At 54.2% G+C, this 19,654-nt stretch carries 15 protein-coding genes; 6 read left to right on the forward strand and 9 right to left on the reverse strand.

The features are described 5' to 3' along the window. The first annotated feature begins 7 nt into the window (after positions 1-7). From JW953_15230 to JW953_15240, 3 genes are all read left to right on the forward strand, one after another. Positions 8-757, forward strand: coding sequence for a DUF364 domain-containing protein (locus JW953_15230; protein MBN1994048.1), 750 nt, complete (start codon positions 8-10; stop codon positions 755-757). A gap of 332 nt (positions 758-1,089) precedes the next feature. Further along, complete coding sequence (gene def / locus JW953_15235) at positions 1,090-1,653, forward strand: peptide deformylase (protein MBN1994049.1); 564 nt, start codon at positions 1,090-1,092, stop codon at positions 1,651-1,653. Beyond that, on the forward strand, positions 1,643-2,209 hold the full coding sequence (locus tag JW953_15240) for a class I SAM-dependent methyltransferase (GenBank protein MBN1994050.1): 567 nt from the start codon (positions 1,643-1,645) through the stop codon (positions 2,207-2,209). The genes def and JW953_15240 overlap by 11 nt, the downstream gene beginning before the upstream one ends. 9 nt (positions 2,210-2,218) lie before the next feature. On the opposite strand, the gene JW953_15245 is transcribed toward JW953_15240, so the two are convergent. The 3 genes from JW953_15245 to JW953_15255 all read right to left on the reverse strand — a co-directional run bounded on the left by JW953_15245 (position 2,219) and on the right by JW953_15255 (position 6,400). Beyond that, positions 2,219-3,136: an EamA family transporter gene (locus JW953_15245; GenBank protein MBN1994051.1), complete on the reverse strand. Its 918-nt coding sequence runs from the start codon at positions 3,134-3,136 to the stop codon at positions 2,219-2,221. 155 nt (positions 3,137-3,291) lie between these two features. Next, positions 3,292-3,771, reverse strand: a complete 480-nt coding sequence (locus JW953_15250; protein MBN1994052.1) for an Lrp/AsnC family transcriptional regulator — start codon at positions 3,769-3,771, stop codon at positions 3,292-3,294. 325 nt (positions 3,772-4,096) lie between these two features. Beyond that, positions 4,097-6,400 carry an N-acetylmuramoyl-L-alanine amidase gene (locus JW953_15255; GenBank protein ID MBN1994053.1) on the reverse strand — a complete coding sequence of 768 codons (2,304 nt, stop codon included), beginning with the start codon at positions 6,398-6,400 and terminating at the stop codon, positions 4,097-4,099. Between the two features lie 189 nt (positions 6,401-6,589). On the opposite strand from JW953_15255, the gene JW953_15260 reads away from it, so the two are divergent. Next, a complete protein-coding gene (locus tag JW953_15260; GenBank protein ID MBN1994054.1) occupies positions 6,590-7,477 on the forward strand; it encodes a pentapeptide repeat-containing protein in 888 nt (295 codons plus the stop codon). A gap of 10 nt (positions 7,478-7,487) precedes the next feature. Here the strand turns inward: JW953_15260 and JW953_15265 are convergent, their stop codons facing one another. Together JW953_15265 and JW953_15270 are read right to left on the reverse strand one after the other, a co-directional pair. Beyond that, complete coding sequence (locus JW953_15265; protein ID MBN1994055.1) at positions 7,488-8,801, reverse strand: PD40 domain-containing protein; 1,314 nt, start codon at positions 8,799-8,801, stop codon at positions 7,488-7,490. A 14-nt stretch (positions 8,802-8,815) separates the two neighbouring features. Continuing rightward, positions 8,816-9,415 carry a hypothetical protein gene (locus JW953_15270; GenBank protein ID MBN1994056.1) on the reverse strand — a complete coding sequence of 200 codons (600 nt, stop codon included), beginning with the start codon at positions 9,413-9,415 and terminating at the stop codon, positions 8,816-8,818. Between the two features lie 180 nt (positions 9,416-9,595). Here JW953_15270 and JW953_15275 point away from each other — a divergent pair, with 180 nt between their 5' ends. Then, positions 9,596-10,657 carry a galactose mutarotase gene (locus JW953_15275; protein ID MBN1994057.1) on the forward strand — a complete coding sequence of 354 codons (1,062 nt, stop codon included), beginning with the start codon at positions 9,596-9,598 and terminating at the stop codon, positions 10,655-10,657. A gap of 99 nt (positions 10,658-10,756) precedes the next feature. Beyond that, entirely contained in the window at positions 10,757-13,654 is a 2,898-nt protein-coding gene (locus JW953_15280) for an ABC transporter permease (protein MBN1994058.1), read from the forward strand. Here the strand turns inward: JW953_15280 and JW953_15285 are convergent. The 4 genes from JW953_15285 to JW953_15300 form a co-directional block, all read right to left on the reverse strand. After that, positions 13,641-14,219, reverse strand: coding sequence for a metal-dependent hydrolase (locus JW953_15285; protein ID MBN1994059.1), 579 nt, complete (start codon positions 14,217-14,219; stop codon positions 13,641-13,643). The genes JW953_15280 and JW953_15285 overlap by 14 nt on opposite strands. A 40-nt stretch (positions 14,220-14,259) precedes the next feature. Beyond that, positions 14,260-15,045, reverse strand: coding sequence for a trehalose-phosphatase (gene otsB, locus JW953_15290; protein ID MBN1994060.1), 786 nt, complete (start codon positions 15,043-15,045; stop codon positions 14,260-14,262). After that, on the reverse strand, positions 15,035-16,309 hold the full coding sequence (locus JW953_15295) for a glycosyltransferase family 4 protein (GenBank protein ID MBN1994061.1): 1,275 nt from the start codon (positions 16,307-16,309) through the stop codon (positions 15,035-15,037). The genes otsB and JW953_15295 overlap by 11 nt, the downstream gene beginning before the upstream one ends. Positions 16,310-17,842: 1,533 nt before the next feature. Continuing rightward, on the reverse strand, positions 17,843-19,528 hold the full coding sequence (locus tag JW953_15300) for a glycogen debranching protein (protein MBN1994062.1): 1,686 nt from the start codon (positions 19,526-19,528) through the stop codon (positions 17,843-17,845). Positions 19,529-19,654: the final 126 nt, after the last annotated feature.

The following is a 19,654-nucleotide window of genomic DNA, read 5'->3' on the forward strand; positions in this document are numbered from 1 at the left end:
GTTAGACATGGGGCTTATAGAAGATTTGATTAACACCCTGCCGGATGGCAAGATTCAGGAAATATGCGTTGGCGCCTTCTGGACGGCGGTAGTGGTTGATAGCGCCGGGAAGTTGGGCTGTGGGTTGGCGTCAACAATGCGTGATCAAAACCATCATCACCGAGAGGGGCCGGACGTGTCCCATGCCGGCCGGTTAACGGAATATAGCGCTCGAGAGTTGGCCGAATGGGCTTGCTCTCAAAAATCCATGGAAGCGGCCATTGGCCTGGCCACTCTCAACGCCCTGTTGCCCCGGCAACCGGAGCTTTGGGTAGACCGCAATGCCGCAGAAGTGATTGCCCAACACGGTGCAGGGAAACGAGTGGCCCTGGTGGGGCATTTCCCCTTTATCCCCCAATTACAGAAGCAGGTAGACACCTTATGGGTTTTAGAACAGGTTCCCCAGGGCGCGGACCTGCCGGCCAGTGCCGCCTCAGAAGTGATCCCCCAGGCCGACGTGGTGGCTATCACGGGCACAACTTTGATCAATCACACCTTTGCCAAATTAATCACCCTCTGTCGCCCGGAAGCTCTGGTGTTAGTGCTAGGCCCCACCACCCCTCTTTCGCCTATTTTGTTTGATTATAAGGTTGACCTTTTATCCGGCTCGGTGGTTGAAAATATACCGGCCGTACTCAGGGCGGTCAGTCAAGGAGCGAATTTCCGGCAAGTGCACCGGCAGGGCGTGCGCCTGGTGACAATGCAAGCCACCCAATAGGCTCACCTTTGCCCGCAAACCAGGGATAATAACCATGTGGATAAAGCCAACCATTCTGTGGATAAATTAAATATTATTGTGGACAACCGGGCTTGCCCTGTGGATAAATCATCCCCCGCCAATGGCGTCATTACCTTCAATTTCTATTCATACCCGGAGCGTGATACAATATCTGGGATATTTGTTTATTCAGGCCAGGTCACATTTTGACCTAAAAGAGCGACGAATGACGAACAAGTAAAGTTGGTCATTGGTCGTTCGTCGTTGGTCGTATTACTGAGCCGTTAAGCTTAACTGTAGAGGGGCCTGACTCGTGATAGGGAGAGCAATAAATGGCTGTTAGAGACATTGTATTATACGCTAAAAATGAAACCGCCCTGCGCAAAAAAAGCGAGCCAGTGCGGGTGGTCAACCGGCGGATAAAAAAATTGATCAGGGATTTAAAGGACACCCTGGCGGTGCATCCCGAAGGCATTGGTTTGGCTGCCCCGCAGATCAACGTTCACCAACGCATCGTGGTGGTGCGCCTGGGCAGTCGTAATGAAAACGGCCAGGAACCGGACCCGCCGATAGCCTTGGTTAATCCCGAAATCATCGAGGCCAGCGACCCCCAAAAAGACTTTGACGGTTGTCTCAGTTTTCCCGGCCTGTTTGCCGAAACCACCCGCCCCCATTATTTACGGGTTAAGGGTTTGAATGAATATGGCAAACCCTTTGACCGCATTTTTGAGGATTTTGATGCCGTGTTGGTGCATCACGAAATAGACCACCTGGAGGGCATCCTCTTTATTGACCGGCTGGACAGCATAGATGATTTGTACCGGGTGGAGGAGGACGAAGAAGGCCAGTTAGTGCGGGTCCCGGTGGCGGCCAGAGAGAGGAACTATGGACTTTGACCATTTTTCTCTGCTGGCCCCGGTTTACGACCGTGTTTTTAACCACAAAGACCTGACCCGATTAAAAACACTCCTGGCTTTGCCCACCGCAGGCCGCCTGTTAGATGCCGGCGGTGGCACCGGCCGGGTGGCCCAGGAGTTGGTCGGATTGGCCGGCCAAATTGTGGTAACCGATATATCCAGTGGGATGTTGGGGAAGGCTGTTCAAAAAAAGGGGCTTGCGCCCCTGCAAGCCCACGCCGAGCTATTTCCCTTTGCCGAGGCCAGTTTTGCCCGCATTTTGGTAGTGGACGCTTTTCACCACTTTTGTAATCAGCGCGAAGCGGCGGCTGAACTCTGGCGGGTGTTAGCTCCCGGCGGGCGGCTGGTCATTGAAGAACCCAACATCGAAACCTGGCCGGTCAAACTGATTGCCCTGGCCGAAAAATTGGCCCTGATGCGCAGCCACTTTTATGCGCCCCACGAGATCAAAACGATGTTCCAGCCTCTCAACGCCTCCGTTGAAATCCACACCGACCGGCCATACACAGCCTGGGTGGTGATCCAGAAACAATAGCGATAGCTTTTACGGCCTCACCGCCACATTGCCGGGCCGGCGCCAGCCTATACTCTTGAAGATTTCATTGACCACCATCACCCCCACTAAAATCAATACGCAGCCAGCATAAGCGCTCCACCCCAATTGTTCGTTCAGGATAACGACCCCCAAGACCACCCCAATGGAGGGCGCCAGATAGGTGACCATAGACACGTAGGTGGCGCTGGTTCTTTCTAAAAGGCGGTAATAAATAATAAAGGCTATGGCCGTGCCTAAAACGGACAGGCCCAGCAACGATCCCACCGCCGGCCACGAGGGCAGGGGGTGACGGAAAGGTTTTTCAATAAGCAGCGACAGCGGCAGCAGGTAAATAGTGGCCACGGCCAATTGGGCCGTGGGTGCAACCAGGGGCGGCAAACCCCGCAAATGGCGGCGCACATAAACCAGGCCAATGCCATAACTGGCTGCCGCCATAGTGATGGCTAACAAGCCCCAGGTGGTGGCATGCACGCCGCCCCACAGCGACGGCGAAATCAGCAGCGACAGACCGGCAAAACCCACCAGAGTGCCCATCACTTTTACCGGCGTCATACGGTCATCGGCAGTAAAAAAGTGGGCCAGGATGATGGTAAAGAGAGGCGTAGTGCCGTTAAGGATAGCAGCCAGGGCGCTATCAATGTATTGTTCGCCCCAACTAAAAAGAACAAAGGGCAGGGCATTGGAGAAAAAACCAACCACGGCAAAATGTTTCCAAATCCGGCCCGGACCGGGTAAATTTTTCCCCTGCCCACGCAAAACGGCATAGAGCAGCAACGTGGCTATCCCCACCCGGCTCATGGCCAGAGTAATGGGCGGAATATCGCCCACGGCTACTTTAATAAACAAAAAAGAAGGCCCCCACAAACAGGCCAAAAATATCAACCACAGAAAATTTCTAAACCCCATTTTTGACTCCCCAAAAAATAGTGAAGGGTGAAATATTAATTGTGAATTCTTTACGGCGGCGGTTCAGTGTTGGCTAAATCGCTAACGCGCCGGATCGCAACTTGCTGAATGGCTGAAGCGCCGGTGTATTTTTGCCCCCCTGCTTTCACCGTTGATCAGGAATCGGGCGGCAAGCCGGGCGTTATCTTTGTAGTTTCTTTAAACGTGGAAAGCACAATGCTGGTGGTTGTTCTGGAAACCTGCGCATTGCAGCGGATACGCTCGATCAGCTTTTCCAAATCTCGCGGGCTGGCCGCCCGCACCTTTAAAATGTAACAATCTTCACCGGCCACGCCATGACACTCCAATACGTCCGGCTCGGCCCGGCAGATATGCCTCACGCTATTTTTTGATTCAAGATAATCCGCCGAGACAGCACTTAAAGTCAGACGGATAAAGGCCATAATGGGCTTGCCTAAAGCTTCGGGCCGGACCACGGCCATGTAACCTTTGATGATCCCCTTCTTTTCCAATTTTTTGACCCGCTCGTAAACCGTGGAGGCAGGTAATCCTACTTTTTCGGCCAGGGCTGCGTTGGAAAGACGGCCATCCTCTTGCAACAAGGAGACGATTTGGCGATCAATTTCGTCTAACATTCGGAAAATCATCCATAGTTTCGTATATTTTTTGAAAAATGACGACAATGCCGAAGATTATACGGCAAGAAACTCCCTTTGTCAACGGGCCAATCAGGGGAATTTTGATGAGGCCAATTTGCGTGAGGCGAGAGGGGATGACCAACGACCAAAGACGAACGACAAACGACGGGCGCATATAATCGTCAGGGAGGGAATTCACCTGTACGGGATTCCCGGCTCATGTCATTTCGAGTGGAGCGTAGGAAGCCTGGCGGCTGTAGCGGAATCAGAAATCTCCTTGTATTAAGGCCGGCCGGCAACCGGCAGCCCAAAAGCTGTGAGTTTACTGCAAGGTTTTAAACCGCTTGCCCTGCGCTGCCAACTCCTCCAACAGGCGGCGCGTGTCCGTTTCGGTGGGGCCGGCCAGCCGCTCAACCTGGCAGCCGGCGGCCAGGAGGGTCTGTTCGGCGTCGGCGGGCACGCCGCCCGTGCCGCCAACAATGGTGACATACCGGGCCAATTTGGCCTCTTCCAGAGAAAAGCCAATGGTGGGGGCAAATTTTTCAATGTAATCCATGGCTCCGCGCAAATCCCACTCGGCCCAATTGCCCGGCCCGCGATGCCACAAGAGCAGGTAATGTTCAATCGGTTTGGCGGTAGGGGTTGGCGTGGGGGTGGGGGTGGGCGTAATCACCGGCCCGCCGCCGGCCATGAGATTGCTCACTTGTTGCAGGAGCGGCCCCTTCCAGGTAGGCCAGGTGGCACCGGGACTGCCGGTTTTGACCAAATCGCTATAGCCAACAATTTGGTCAACCGTAATGCCAAACTCCGTTACCAGTTGGGCCAGCAGGGCTGCGGCTGCGTCCAGTTGTTGTTGGGGAGGGGTGGTATCGGTAAAGTTGCCAATCAGGCACACGCCAATGCTGTCGTTGCTAAAATTACCGGCATGTGAAGAAACTACTTCCAGCGGTTGGGTCTGGTAAATCTGGCCCTGGTCGGTAACGCAGTAATGATAGGTGATACCGGGCAACCCCCGATTGTTGACCTGGTACTCGGCAATGCGCTGCACCGATACATTGGGCGGCGTGGCCGTATGGTGCAGAATAATGCGGCGAATGGCCGTCCGCGCCCGCCGCGGGTATTGCGAGGCCGGAAAGCCGGCCAATTGGGCGCTAACATCCTGGATTTGCGCCGAAACCGTCGGCCCAATTTGCACCCCCGGGCTGACCGTGACCGGACTGACCAATAAGCCGGCATCGCCCTGGCTGGTGAACCAGGAAACTTGCTCATGCAGCATATCCCAGCGCAGGTGATACGTACCCGGCGTATCGGGCGTGCGCAGCCGGGCCAGCAGGGTGACGGTTTCGCCGGGGGGCGTGTCGGCCGGCAGGGGGTTGTGAAAATCAAATTCAGGTGAAAAAGCGACCATCTGGCCGGCGGTGTTATACCACTGAAAACCCAGGCGAAAGGGATTGCTGCCGCCGCTGGTCCAGGTCAGTCGGCCTACGTTTTGCACCGTAATGTTTACGCTCAAGGTCTGGGCCGGCGGCACGCTGGTGGGGGTATTGTGATTGAAAAAACGAGTCCGGTAATCGTACTGCGTGGTGGCCATGCCTGCTGCTACAGAAGGATCCCATTGATAATCCATTTTGATTGCCTCGCTAAAATCTTTTTGTACGCCAAGTTTGCCCTCAATATACCACTCATCATCGCGCGACCAGCGATACAGGACCATACAACGGATTTGCTGGTTGCCCGCCTGATTCCAATCATTGATTTCCCGATAAGCGTTTTGAACCCAGCCGCTATTCACATCGGGCCATCTCACCCCGCCAGGGTCCTGATCGCCATTGGCTTCGGTGAGATAAACGGGGAGATGTTTGAACAGATAGGGAATGGCGTTCATCTGATCGCGGTAGGTGCGGAAGTTGTAAAAATATTTACTAAATTCCGGCGGGGTGGTCATTTTTTCATTGTTAAAAACCAGTTGGGGCTGATAGCCATGGGAATAGGCATGAATGGCTACGCCGTCGCAGTTTTCAGCCCCAATGGCTAACAGGATGTCCCGCAAGTATTTAATAAAATCTCCCCAAAACGCCTGGGGGCCATTGGGGATCTTGTTGGCCGAATACTTGCCTTGGGGGTCAGCGTCATAATAGGTTTCAGCGTTCCAGGGGCCAATGGCGCCCACTATCACCTGATCATTTTGATGACCCGGCAGCCGGTGGATGGCCTCCCGGCAAAGCCTGTAACAGTCGGCATACTGACGGGGTGTAATCGGTTCGGGCTGGCCAGTGCCGGGACGGCGGGGCTGCTCTCGTTCCAAATTCATCTCATTGCCAATAATCCAGATGTGCGCGCCGGACGAGTGGCGCACAAAGTTGGCCACCCGTTGGGCAAAATCCTGATATTTGCCGGGATGGGGAATGGTGCCGTCGGAGCCGTAAGCGTGGTTGAGCCGCACCAGCACGCCAAAGCCCTGATCGGTCAAATCCTGGTAGTAACCGCCGCCTTGGTCGTTGGGATTGGCCCCCAATTTTTCGGTAACCAGCACCCAGCCCCTGGCCTGGCCGTTAGCCAGCATCAAGCGTTCGCCACCCCGGTCGTGCAGGCCATAGATGTAGGCAGATTCACCCGGAACAGCCATAGAATCCTCAGTAACGGAGTTTGACAGTTGAATTATAACCGAAAATAACGGATGGGGGAAGTTTGGATATTTTTTTTGACATAATACCAAGACTTTTAGGGCCTGGGGAGAATGTGACCAATGGCCCGGTTGAAAGTCGGCCTTGATTGTTGTACAATCGAAGGGCAGGTCATAAAATAGGAGCAGCCTATGGATGCCCAAGCACTGATCGCTCTTTACAAAAATGGCGAAAGATTTTTTCAAGGGGTCTACCTCAACCGGGCCGATCTGGACGGGGTTGATTTGAGCGGGGCCAATCTGCAAGGGGCGACCCTGAGTGGCGCCCGCTTACAGGGGGCCAACTTGGCCGGAGCCAACCTGAGCAAAACTGATTTGAGTTGGGCTTATTTGAGCGGGGCCAACCTCAACCGGGCCAATCTCAGCGGGGCCAATTTGCACGATGCGTTTTGCATGGGCACTGATTTGAGGGGCACTGATCTTGGCCAGGCCGACCTGCGCGGAACCTATTTACAGCAGGCCGAGATTGATGAGACCACGCAGCTTGATCCCAAATGGCGTTTGGTCTGGCAAATCGCCAATCAAACGGTCAAGGGGCAAGATTTCAGCCAAGCCGACTTGAGCCAGGCCAATTTACAGGGCCTTGACCTGACCAAAATCAGCCTGGTTGGGGCCAATCTTCAGGGCGCCAATTTGGTAACGTCTCACCTGGCGGGGGCCAATCTGGATGGGGCCAATCTCAAGGAAGCCAATTTAAGTGGGGCCAATCTGCGCGGCGCAGATTTGAGCAAGGCCACGTTGCACGGGGCTAAATTGCAGGGCGCAAATCTGAGCGGGGCTATTCTAAAGCAAACTGACCTCAAAGAAGCCAATCTCAGCGGAGCTAATTTAAGCGGCGCGGTTTTACAACAAGCCAATTTGAGCCAGGCAATTCTGGTAAAAGTGAACTTAAGCGGGGCGGTGGTCAGTCAAAGTGATTTGAGCCAGGCCAGCCTGGAAGGCATAAATTTAAGCGAGGCCAACGTGGAAAGGGTCAACCTGGCCGGAGCCATTATGCCCGACGGCACCCTGCACGCCTGAGCCGGTTTGCTTACGGCCCCCAGCTGAGCCGGTCAAAGGTCCAATGGCGGTCGCCCTGGCCCCACAGCATGGGGCTGGTATTGATGGCGCTGTAATCCACAATTTTGGCCGGCTCGCCGCCGCTGCGCGGCACAATCCAGATGCCCCATTTGCCGTCCCGGTCAGACAAAAAGGCCACCCAGTTGCCGTCGGGGGAAACCGTGGGCAGCCCATCCTGGGCGGTGGGGTTGTTGGAAATATTAACCAGGTTACCGCCGTCCAGGTCAATGGCGTAAGCCTCCCAATTCTGGTCAATGCTGCCCGCCGAGAAAAACACCTGGAACCCATCCGTATCGTTGGGGCGGCCATTGCCTTTAACCAATAATTGGGGCAAACCAACTCCGCCGGATTGCCACAACGACGAGGCCCCGTTCACCACGTAAATCCCATCATCTCCCGTGAAACTAAAAAACGCGATCCGGTCGTCATCCGTCCAAACCGGATATTCACCAACGGCTACTTTGCCAAAGGTATTGAGATCGCGGCATTTTTCCGCTTCTTCCCAGATAGGGCGCAGCGAGCAGGGGATGAACACGTGAGGCAGGGGATCGCGGGTCAGCGGGTCCGTCAATCGCCGGGGATTGGAAAAAACGTAGCGGCTGCCGTCGGGATTCCAAAAGGGAAAGGCGTCATCCGGCGAGTCGGTCACTTCACCCAACCAGGCATAGTTGGTATCCAGGATGCCAATGTGATTGCCAAAGCCGCTGTTTTCAAGATTGACCAGCAGCCGGCCGTCATCAGAAAAATTAGGCTGCCGCGCCCCCTGGATTATCTGGAACGGTTTTTTATCCGGGAATGACACGGCCCATATATCAAAACTGCCGCCGCCGTCATCAATGGAAAAAGCGATACGTCCCGCCGGCGGGGGCGCGGTAGGCACAGGTGTTTCGGTGGGGGTAGGTGGAGGAGGGGGAGGGCTAGGCGTAGCCGTAGGGGTGGCGGAGGGCGTTTCGGGCGGCGATTCTGTTTGACCAACTGCTTCAGAAGTGGATGTTGCCGTTTCCGGCAAGTTTGCCGCCTCTGGCAAGTTTGCCGCCTCCGGCGAACCGCTGGCCAGGGTGGGCGTTATCGCCGAGGGGGTATTTGCGGTCGGGACGGTGGGGGGGTCGGCGAGCAGGTCGCCGGAAACAGGCGTTGGCGTTGGGGTGGTAAACCGGGCCATTTCAAAGGTGGGCGTTACCGTAGGCGTGGTGAACGCCGCAATCAAATCGTCTGAGCGGCAGGCCAACAGGCTGATGAATAAAACCACAACCGCCAGGCTAACCATCTGTTTTTGATTCAACATAAGTAGAGCGCGTCCTATTCCGGCAAATTACTGATAAAGAAAAACATCAATACCCCCCACACCGCAAATATGCCAATCAGCAGCAGAAAGGTAACAACGGCGTTTGCAAAAACAGCCCACGAAGCCCAGGCCGCCGGCCCGCCGGCCCCAACAGCGACCAGCGTGGTGGGCACGGCCCGCACCAAAAACCAGTTCATCGCCGAAATCTCACCCAACCCCGGCATTTGGCCGACAAAATAGTAGATCAAACCGCCCCATGCCCCAAAAGTTACAATAAGCAAAATTGCGGCCCAGAGCTGGCTATCCAGAAGCGACCACAAAGCCCACGCTCCGGCAATGCCGCCGCCCAACAGGAGCAGGGCGGCGGGCACAGCCCGCACCAAAAACCAGGTCATTACCGAACCCTCGGTCACTTTGCCGCTGCCCCAACAGGTTTTGCACAATTGCTTTTCAATCTCAAACTCGCCGGTGCCAATTTCGCCCCATTTATTACAGCGCTCACATTCGGCGCCGTCGGGCAGCACTTTACTGCCATCGCAATCAGGGCAACGGGTGGTTATTTCTTTTTTTACTTCTCTTTGGCCGGTACCGTGGCAATCTCGACAAACAGGCATTTCTTACTTCTCCGTAAAATCAGATATGATTCATAAAAACCTGCCCAAAGTGTAGCACAAATTGGCAAGAGGGTAAAATCACAAATTCATTCCGCTGATTTTGCTATTTATTTTAGCTACGTTTAAACTATACAGGTTGCAGACTGGCCAACAAAAAACAAATGTCAACGGAGATAAAACATGAACATCAGCAAACAAGCTTTTGGAAAAACGGCAGACGGCATGGCCGTAGACCTCTGTACCTTGACCAACGCTAACGGCTTAGAAGCAAAAATCGCTACTTATGGCGGGATCATTGTTTCTTTGACCGCGCCGGACCGGGACGGCAAATTGGAAGACGTTGTGTTGGGGCTGGATACTCTGGAGCAATATCTCGCCCAAAGCCCCTACTTTGGCTGCATCACCGGGCGATACGCCAACCGGATTGATCATGGGAAATTCACCTTAAACGGAATTGAATATACTCTGACCAAAAATGAAGGCAGGCGGCACCATCTGCATGGCGGCAATATTGGCTTTGATAAAAAAGTTTGGGCTGCCGCAGAGGTCAGAAGCAACGAGGGGGTGGGCCTAAAATTGAGCTACCTCAGTCCCGACGGTGAGGAAAACTACCCCGGCAACTTATCGGTAACAGTCACCTACACTCTTACCAACGACAACGCCCTGAAAATAGATTATACCGCCACCACCGACCAAGATACAGTGCTCAACCTCACCAATCACTCCTACTTTAATCTGGCCGCGGGCCGGGCCGGGGATTGCCTGGGGCACGAATTGATGCTCAACGCCGCTCAATTCACCCCCATTGACGAAACCCTCATCCCTACCGGCCAACTGCGCAGCGTTAAAGGCACGCCCCTGGACTTCACCACGCCCACTGTTATTGGCGACCGGATTGAAGAAGATTACGACCAGCTTCGTTTTGGCGGCGGCTACGATCACAACTTTGTGCTTGATAATTTGGACGGCAGCCTGATTTTGGCGGCCAAAGTGCGGGAACCCATCACCGGCCGGGTAATGGAAGTTTACACCACCGAGCCGGCCGTTCAATTTTACAGCAGCAACTTTTTGGATGGCAGTATCACGGGCAAAGGCGGCGTTGTTTACAAAAAACGCTACGCCTTTTGCCTGGAAACGCAGCACTATCCCGATTCGCCCAACAAACCCAATTTTCCCTCAACCGTGCTCAAACCGGGCCAAACATATCAGACCACAACCATTTATAAGTTCGCTGCTGAATGATTTATTTTTTTGAGTGAGAACAAGGCTCACTCTCCAACCCGTACTGCGTATTGCCCTTAAAACGCAATACGCCATACGAAACACCCAATAGAGCTAACCGTGACTCTTAAATACGTTCTCAAAAGTCTCAATCGCCACAAAATCCGCACCATTTTGATGCTCCTGGCCCTGCTGGTGGGCGTGAGTGCCCTGGTTGCCCTCAACGCCACGGTAGACACCTACGAGCGCTTTTACCTGGCCACCATCAGCAACAGCGCCGGCGACTATGATTTGGTTATCACCAAAAAGCAGATTGAGCCAAATTTGTTGATTGACGTGCCGCGGATCATCCCGGCCGTTCAAAGCAGCGACCCCCAAATAACGCGGATTGTGCCGCGCATTCAGGGAGTGGCAGATGTAGACGTATCCCCTTCTGTTCCACCCGGCGGGGAGGAAGAAGGAACGAGCGAAACTGTTCATGGCAGTGCCCAATTTATCGCCCTGAATCGAGAGATTGACGATATGGGCACGTTTGAGGTAGTCAGTGGCACGCTCAATTTTGGCCCCGGCTATGCCGTGGTTTTGCAGGAAACCGCCGACACTTTTGGCCTTGGCCCCGGCGATACCTTTGACCTCAGCTACGCCTTGCCCCTGCCGCGCCAAAAAGGCGTGGAAAGCGCGTCGGATACCAGCACCCGGCGGGTCAGAACCACGCTCACCGTAAGCGCCATTGCCCTGCAACGGGGCGTCACCGGCCTGGACGACAACGATGGTGTACTGGTTGACCTGGCCTACGTGCAGAATTGGTTGGGCGTGCCAAACCAGGCCGAACGGATTGTGGTTGCTTTTGATAAAAGCCTCTACAGCAATAACGACCCCCAGGCGGCGGCGTTTCGGGCGCGCGCGCTGGCCGAAAGAATCCAGGATATATTGGGCGAAACCTACGATTACACCCTGCCCCGCGCCACCATTTTTACCAACACTTTTGAGTTTTTTATCTTTTTTCAGGCGTTGACATCTGTTTACGGCATTTTGTCGTTGAGCGTGGTGGGCCTGTTGGTGCGCACTATGGTAATGACCAACGTCCGCGAACAAACCCGCGACCTGGCCCTATTTCGCATTATCGGAGCGCCGCGCCATTACCTGTTTAGCCTGGTGGCGGTTGAAGTAGCCACGCTGGGCCTGATTGGGATTGGGCTGGGCGCGGTCAGCGGGCAATTATTGAACAATACCCTGATTGTGTCGTTCATTTCTCAGCAGGCCAATGTGCCCATTACCGATATTCCCCCTGTCTCCATGAGAGCGTTGGTGGTATCCATCGCCACCGCCGCAATTGTGCTGGTTGTCAGCGCCTACACCCCGGCTCAACGCGCCGCCGGCACCAAGATCATGTACGCCATCAATCCCGGCATCGCCGAGGGCCTGGGCCTGGACGACCTGGCCAAACTGCGGGAGCGGCGGGTTGACTTGCGCATTTTCCGCAGCGGCGCGGTTGTTCTTTTTTTCCCGGTTTTGATCTTTTTTGTCTTTCCCCTGGCCTTTACGTTTGGCGTGCTCTGGGTGCAGGCGGTTTTGATTTTTGGTTCGCTGCTGTTGCTCATTGTGGGCACAGCCTTACTCTTTTTCCCGGTCACGCTGCCTATACAGCGGCTATTGATCGGCCTGATCAAAATGGCGGCCGGTAAAGTGGGCTATTTTGCCCAACGCAATATTCTGCGCGCCCAAAATCGCAACACCTTGATCAGCCTGATGATTGTGATCAGCGCCACCCTGCCCACCTTTTTTGCCACCACCCTGGCCATAGAAACCGCCAACACCGCCACCGACACCCGCCTGAACAACGGCGCGCCCCTCATCATCCGCAAATGGGGCGCGGTTCAGGTAGAGGAAGAAATCGGCGGGCCAGGCCCTGTTCAGGCTGCGCCGACAGAAGTTAAAAATCGCTTCAACCGCGAACTGTTAGCCGAACTCAGGGCCGAGGGCACGCTTGGCCCCAATGTAGCCGTTACTTATCGGTTCAACACCAATATTTGGGACGACGTTGGCCTGCGAAATGTGGGCGTGCGCGTGTATGGCCTGGACGGCAACCTAGCCGAAATCACTTACGCCGAAGGGATTGAGTGGCTTGCCGGCAGCACCGCCAGCTTTGACGAAGTTATGGCCGACCCCAACGCCGTCATTGTCAGCCAAGGGCTATCCGAATATTTTGAGCGGGGGGTGGGCGACACGCTGCGCTTAAAGGGGGAAGGGCTGGACCATACCCGCATTGTGCGCATTGTGGGCGTGTTGGGACGTTTCTCCGGATTCAACGGCTTCACGTCTAAACGCACCACGGCCCAAGAGGGTCGCACAGACCTTTTTATCAATGCCACAGCCTTCCGCGAGTTGACGCGCGACCCGCTGGACGGCCCCTATGATCCCACCTATCCTATTTTTGAGCGGCTGATGGCTGCTCCCAACCTGCGGCCCGGCCTGCTGGGCCTGCCCGAAGAGGTAGGCGATGAAGCCATCCGGCAAGTTGCCGCCAAACTGCGCAAAGAATTTGGCCTCACCGAAAATGTGAGCGTCAATTCAACCCCCGAACGCATCGAGTCAATCCAGGCCGACGCGCAGCAGGGGCAGGTGGTCATTTTGGTTTTGACCAGCATCAGCTTCATTTTGGCCATTTTTGGCGTTTTTGTGGTCACCTATATCGCCGTCTATACCCGCCGGGCGGAGATAGCCATGCTCAAGGCCATGGGGTCGTCGAATCGACACCTGTTTGGCATGTTTTTGAGCGAAGCCCTGGTGATGACCCTGAGCGCCACCCTCACCGGCATTGTGGCCGGCATTATTTTGGGCTACGTGTTCCGCTACTCCAACTCATTTAGCGCCGAAACCCCCACCGTGCCCGCCTTTGACACCCTGGTTACGCCCTATATGCTCGCCTTGATGATCGTGGCCGCCCTGGTAAGCACCCTGCTGGCTACCTGGGGGTATCTCCGCCGCAAAGCCATAGAGATCTTTAGGGCCATTTAGAGCCGGACGCTTCGGGCCGGGTGTTCTGCTTGCCCCACTTTATTTGCCCGGTGACCAGAAAATGCTTTAAGTTGGGCCATTGGTAAAGACGGCGCGAAAAAACAAACCAGCCGAGCGCAAACATCGCCAGAGTCTCAATCACCCATACCTGGGGATAACGGATAAAGAGGTCCAAATAAACCGACACCATTGTTTCCGGAGTGTTCATCGGCTTGAATGCCCAAAACACGTTCCAGCCGTAAACGGGCCACCAGAAGGTTTGCCCATGATGCCACATCCGGTCGGCCAGCAGGTGCAGGGTAACGGCCAGAACATAGGGAACAGACCGCTTCCAAAAAAGGAGGGCGAGCACAATCAACACCAGGTTAAAGATGAGGCTATGGGCAATGAACTGGCTGGTCTCGGCCCGGGTAAAGACCAACATGGCTAACGGCTTATCTATAATATCCGGCAGCAGGGCGCACGCCGCCAGAAGCCGGTAATCCAATTGCGCCAGTTGCGGATTATTTTTTTGGAGAAGACCGGTTATACCCCAAGTAACGGCCACATGACCGGGTGGCATCATCAGGATGTACCTTAAATCAATTTAGGAATAGGGCCGGCGATTATGAAGACCAAACTCCAGGCAGGGCTTTGAGCCACGACCGAACAGCCCGCGGCGATTCTAAACGACAATCGGCTTTGGCGGGGCGGGGGTGTTGGGCCACCAGAATTGTTAGCCCGCCCCGGGCTTTAATCACCTCAAAGGCCTCCTCATCCTTGTCGTCATCCCCCAGGTAAAGGGACAAGCTGCCGGGCCAGGGATATTTTTCTAAAAGATATTCAACGGCCCGCCCTTTATGGGCCAGTTTGGGACCAACCTCCAAAAAACGATGCCCCCCCAACAAACGGAACATTTCCCCGGAGGCGGCCTCAAGGGCCAGAGAATGGGCGGCGCGGAGAACTTTGCCTGCGGCAAGCTCATTGGCAAAACGAGCGTGCAACGCCAGAGACCAACCTTTGTCTTCTAAAAAGAAACCTTCCTGCCCTGCTAACAAAGCCTGCCAGCGTGGTTTGAGGCTTTCCAACACGGGACGAATACGGTCATACGACAAACGCTCAATCCGTTGACCAGATGGAGTTTGTAATTCCAGGCCGTAGGTTCCGGCCAGCAGAAGGCCCGGCACGGGCAACAAAGCCTGCACGTGCCTTAGCCTGCGGCCACTAACAACGGCAATCCGCAGTTCAGGTCGGTGAGAGAGTGTGGTGAGGATATCCACCACCTCGGGGTGCGGTTCAACATATTCCGGCGTTGGCGCAAAGTCGGCCAGCGTGCCATCGTAATCCAAAAACAGCCACAAGCGCCCTGCTTGAGCAATGCGGCGGTTCAGTTTGTTACAGTTATCCGGCATCGGGGGCGTCTCCGGGTTGGGCCAGCAGGGGTTCGATATGCCGCTTAAAGATGGCCGGCCAGGTGTAATTCTGTCGCACTCGCCGGCGCAGTTGGTGTACCGGGTTATGGTTGGCCCAGGCCAAAATCTCTGCGGCTACATCGGCCGGGTTGGCCGTGGGTTCAAACGTAATTATATCGGGGGCGCCAATTTCCCGGGCGGCCGGAATAGTGGCGCTACAGAACACCGGCAGGCCCACCTGACCCGCTTCTAAAATGGGCATGCCAAATCCTTCACGATGGCTTGGCATGAACATAATGTCGCTGAGCCGAAATAAATCGGCCACAACCGGGGGGTCAATATAAAAAGCCTCGCCGGGGTCAGGCCCCGACTCAAACACAAAACGCATTTCCTGCTCAACATCCAAGTTTTTCCGCAAATCCTGAAGCGAACGAAAATAGGCCATACTTTGAGCGTCGTGAGGGTCCGGGGGGCCGGTGAGAATTAACTTTGGCCGCGAGCCGCGTTCTTTTAATGCCGCTACTACGTGTAAGGCAAACTCAATATTTTTGGCCTGCGTCACCCGGACCGGCATCAATAACATCAAATCGCTTGCTAAAAGATCCAAGCGTTTTATTAAATCGTTCCCTTCGGCAGACAGACCCAGCAAAGACTGAGGGTCTACCCCATTATAAACCACGTGAATTTGCTCCGGCGGACAGTTAAATAGGGCTGCCAGGGCCTGCTGCCGTTGTTGCGAAACAACAACGTAAGTAAGGGCGGGGTGGGACGTACGCAACAAATCCCACGGATAACCGGGATGAACTTGTGAACGCGAATTCGGGCTGGTCCAGGTGAAATCGTGGCACCAGGCCAGGCAAAGCGGGAGTTTACCTTCATTTAGCAAGGTGTGCAAGGCCGCGGTCAACGGTAAATTGAAGTGTTTGGTGAAAATGTTATGGACGATGAGGTGATCAAATTGATTCAAAATTGGGGTTAGCAATTTTATGGTTTGCGTAACAAAACCGTCGAATTCGGGCGGAACTTCACCTTTTTCCAATTTTTCGTTCATGTCCAAGAGCGACGGATGCTGAGAATCCACTTCCGGCAGCCGGACAAAATCAGTTCCTTCTGGCAAAGCGTCCGGCTCACCTCGCCCGGCGATGACGGTAAGGGGATACCGGTTCTGGAGGAATAATTGGCTGTGGGCCTGGATGACGATCTCTACCCCACCCACTACGGGTGGTGCGGTGTAATGCAGAATGGCTACCTTGGGCTGCGGCATGAGGTGTTTCCTCCTTCATCAAGTTTAGTTGGATAATCGTTTCTAACTGGCGGCACAACCAATCGGCAATGTCCTGTCGTTCGATGATCCAACGCAGGCGGTTGGCTCGCTCAGCGCGTTCGGCCATAGACATAGTGAGGGCTTGATGTATGGCTTCGGCCGTGGCGTAGATATCGCAGGGCGAAATGATAATGGCTCCCGGCTTCAACTGCTGTTGGGCACCGGCTCTTTCGGAAAGAATGAGCGCCCCATTGCGCTGGTTAACTACCGGCCCTTCTTTAGCCACAAGATTCATGCCGTCGTCAATGGCATTAACCAGCAACACGTCATATACTTGCAGAGCAGCCACCGCGCGTGAATAATCCTCGCCTACCAGCAGCCGCACCGGCTCCCAATCACTACGGCCGTAGTTGGCATTGACCCGTCCCGCTGCAGCCATCAACTCGTCCAGATAATTTTGGTATTCGTTAACGTCCAATCGCGACGGCACCAGAATGGCCAGAAATTTGACCTGGCCCCGATGTTCGGGATAAAGCTCCAGCAACTCCTCAAAAGCCTGAAACCCACGGATGATGTTTTTACTTGGCTCAATCCGATCAACCCGCAGAATCAATTGCTGATTGCCCACAATGTTTTGCAGTTTAGGTTGATGGAGGGCCACGTCCGGCGATGCCGCAAATTGTTGTAATAATTCCACGTCAATAGAAATAGGGAAGTCGCGGATATGGGTGGCATGGTTGCGATACCACACCCGGCCTCGCTTGAAGTTAACGTAGGCCCTGGGCAGCAGAGATTCGCAGGTGCGAATAAAATTTAAGCCATCGTCGTGGGTCTGGAAACCCAAAACATCTACCGCACACAAACCGTCCAGAATGGTTTGACGCATTGTTGGCGGTAAAATCTGCCAATATTCCGGACCGGGCCATGGGATGTGGACAAAGTGCAATAGCGTCGGTCGTTCGCGAGGACGTAACTGGTCTTGCAAAAGACGCGGGGCCAAATAGAGATGATAATCTTGCAGCATAACCAAAGTAGGCTGCAAATTTGCCCGGACCTGGGAGGCTATCGCATCGGCGAACATACGGTTGACTGTGATATATCCCTCCTCCCAGGCTTGCCATGTAGCGCGGTTAATGACAGGCACCCGGGATACATCCCACATAGAATGTTGTAGAAACCATAACAGCGGATTGGCAATAACGTTGTAGTAACCCTCGTAAGTTGAGGCTTCTGGAGAAATAAACTGAACCTGAATGGTTTTTTCGTCCGGCCAAATCGACACGTTTCCTTGCTGCCAGTTTGTATCGGCCTCGGTTTGGGCGCAGGCCAGCCAGGTGGCATTGGTATGCCGGCACAAGCCTAACAGGGCCTTTACCAGGCCTCCTTCGCCGGGCCGAGATTCCAACTCTCCATTTTCGGCTACCCCAAAAGTTACCGGACCTCGATTGGAGGCAATAATCAAAGCTCGGTTGGCAAAAAAACTAGCCTCCAATGATTTACACTGTTGACGATCATCTTCTACAATTCCATCAGTCATTTTCCCTCCTCCGCCTCATTTTCTTGACTGGCCCGAATAGCCAGATCAATGAATACCGCCGCCGTCCAACCAAAAACATCGGCCGCCGTGGTTGGCGGTTGGCCTGTTTGGGCGTTATAGTATTCATAGATACTGGAGTGGCTCATAATTAAATCCAATGTTTTTTCCATTATCATGTTGGCTAAATTGACTTCGTCAATCTGGCGCAACGCTTCGATGAAGAAATAATTGATATTGGCCCACACCGGCCCCCGCCACATGGTGTCGGGATCAAAACGCGGATCGTTGCGAGCTACCGTGGGAATAACATACTCTCCCCAAAATTCAGCGGAATTAGTGAGATGCGCCAGCAACCGGCTGCGGATATGGTCCGGCAACTGGCCGGTCCATAAAGGATATAGATTAAAGGGTGTGACCACAGGAATTGGCTGTTCATTGTGCAAAGCCTGAAATAATCCGGCCTCTTCGTCCCAAAAGTCATTAATCATCCGGCGCACAATGGCTGCGGCCCGCCGGCGCCACATCGCGCCTTCGTCGTTCATTCCCAAAGCCTCGGCCATCATGGCCAGTGAGCCCATTTGGACACACAGATAGGTATTCAGATCAGGGGACTCGACCGGCATGCCTTGATCCCACAAGGGGCTGTTGTCCAGGCCCGACGAATAGGGGTGGTTGTATTGGGCTAACCCGTCAACGTCGTCATCGTTCATGCTAAACCACCAGGCATTCCACCGCACCAGGGGAATGTATATTTCCTTAAGGAAATCCAGGTCGGGGTCGGTTTCATGCAGCTTGAGCGCGGCCCAGGCCAAGATTGGGGGTTTGGTTACTTCGGCGCTGATGGGGTGGTCAATGGTAGCTATCACCCCTTCGTCGTAAATTGCGTCGGGCAGCATCCCGTCGGGTAACTGATAGGCCAACATGGCCCGGATTTGATTGCGGGCCAGTTCGGGATCAACATGGCGGTAGGCCAGGGCGTGCATGGCACTGTCCCACAGCCACAATCCCACATAACTCAACTTGGAAGGGGTCATCGCCTCGTAAACCACACTACCCCGGGGACTGATAAGATTATTGGCCATAATCCACCAAGCATAGGCATAAGTCTGCCGGTAAGGCTCCTTGACCGGTGGAATACGTTGAAACCAATCTTGCCAGCGAGTCTCGGCGGCAGCACACGAGGCGGAAAATGGCGACACTTCATGCACGGCATCGGTCAAATCACCAATGGTAATGTTAATAGCATCATCATCTCCCGTTTGGATGACGAATTCAACATTGTAACCCGCTCTATCAGGCATAATTTGATTACGAACGACTTCCCCCTTGCTGGTGTAAGCCAAATTTCGGATTGATTTGAATACACCGCCCGCTGCCGTTTCTTGCCAATATTGGGGAGAAACGTGAAACCGTAACCCAGCAATTACCTGGGCCGGTAGACCAAAGGTAAGCGTTTGATTGTTCTGGAAAGTCAGGCCAAACTGGCCCAATTGAGTTTTGAAATAAACGATGTGAGGGAAAGTCTGTACCTCAAAGGTCAAGGGTGTGCCTGACTCATCCACAAAACAGAGGTCCCGGATGAGGGGCGGGCGTTTCAGGTAAGCTTCGATATCCGGTTGGAGTTGGGTCAGCCGTTCGGCTAACTTAATCAGCAAACAGTTTTGGCCAGGCTTTTGCAGCACTAAAAGTCGGGAACCCCTATCGCTAAAAGGCACACGGGTTATGTCAATATGATTTTTGAGTAGATTGAGGTATGGTGAGGGTGTAGTCATCTTTTACAAATCCTATACCAAAAGCATCCTGATTTT

The sequence above is a fragment of the Anaerolineae bacterium genome (assembly GCA_016931895.1).
Taxonomy (GTDB): domain Bacteria; phylum Chloroflexota; class Anaerolineae; order 4572-78; family J111; genus JAFGNV01.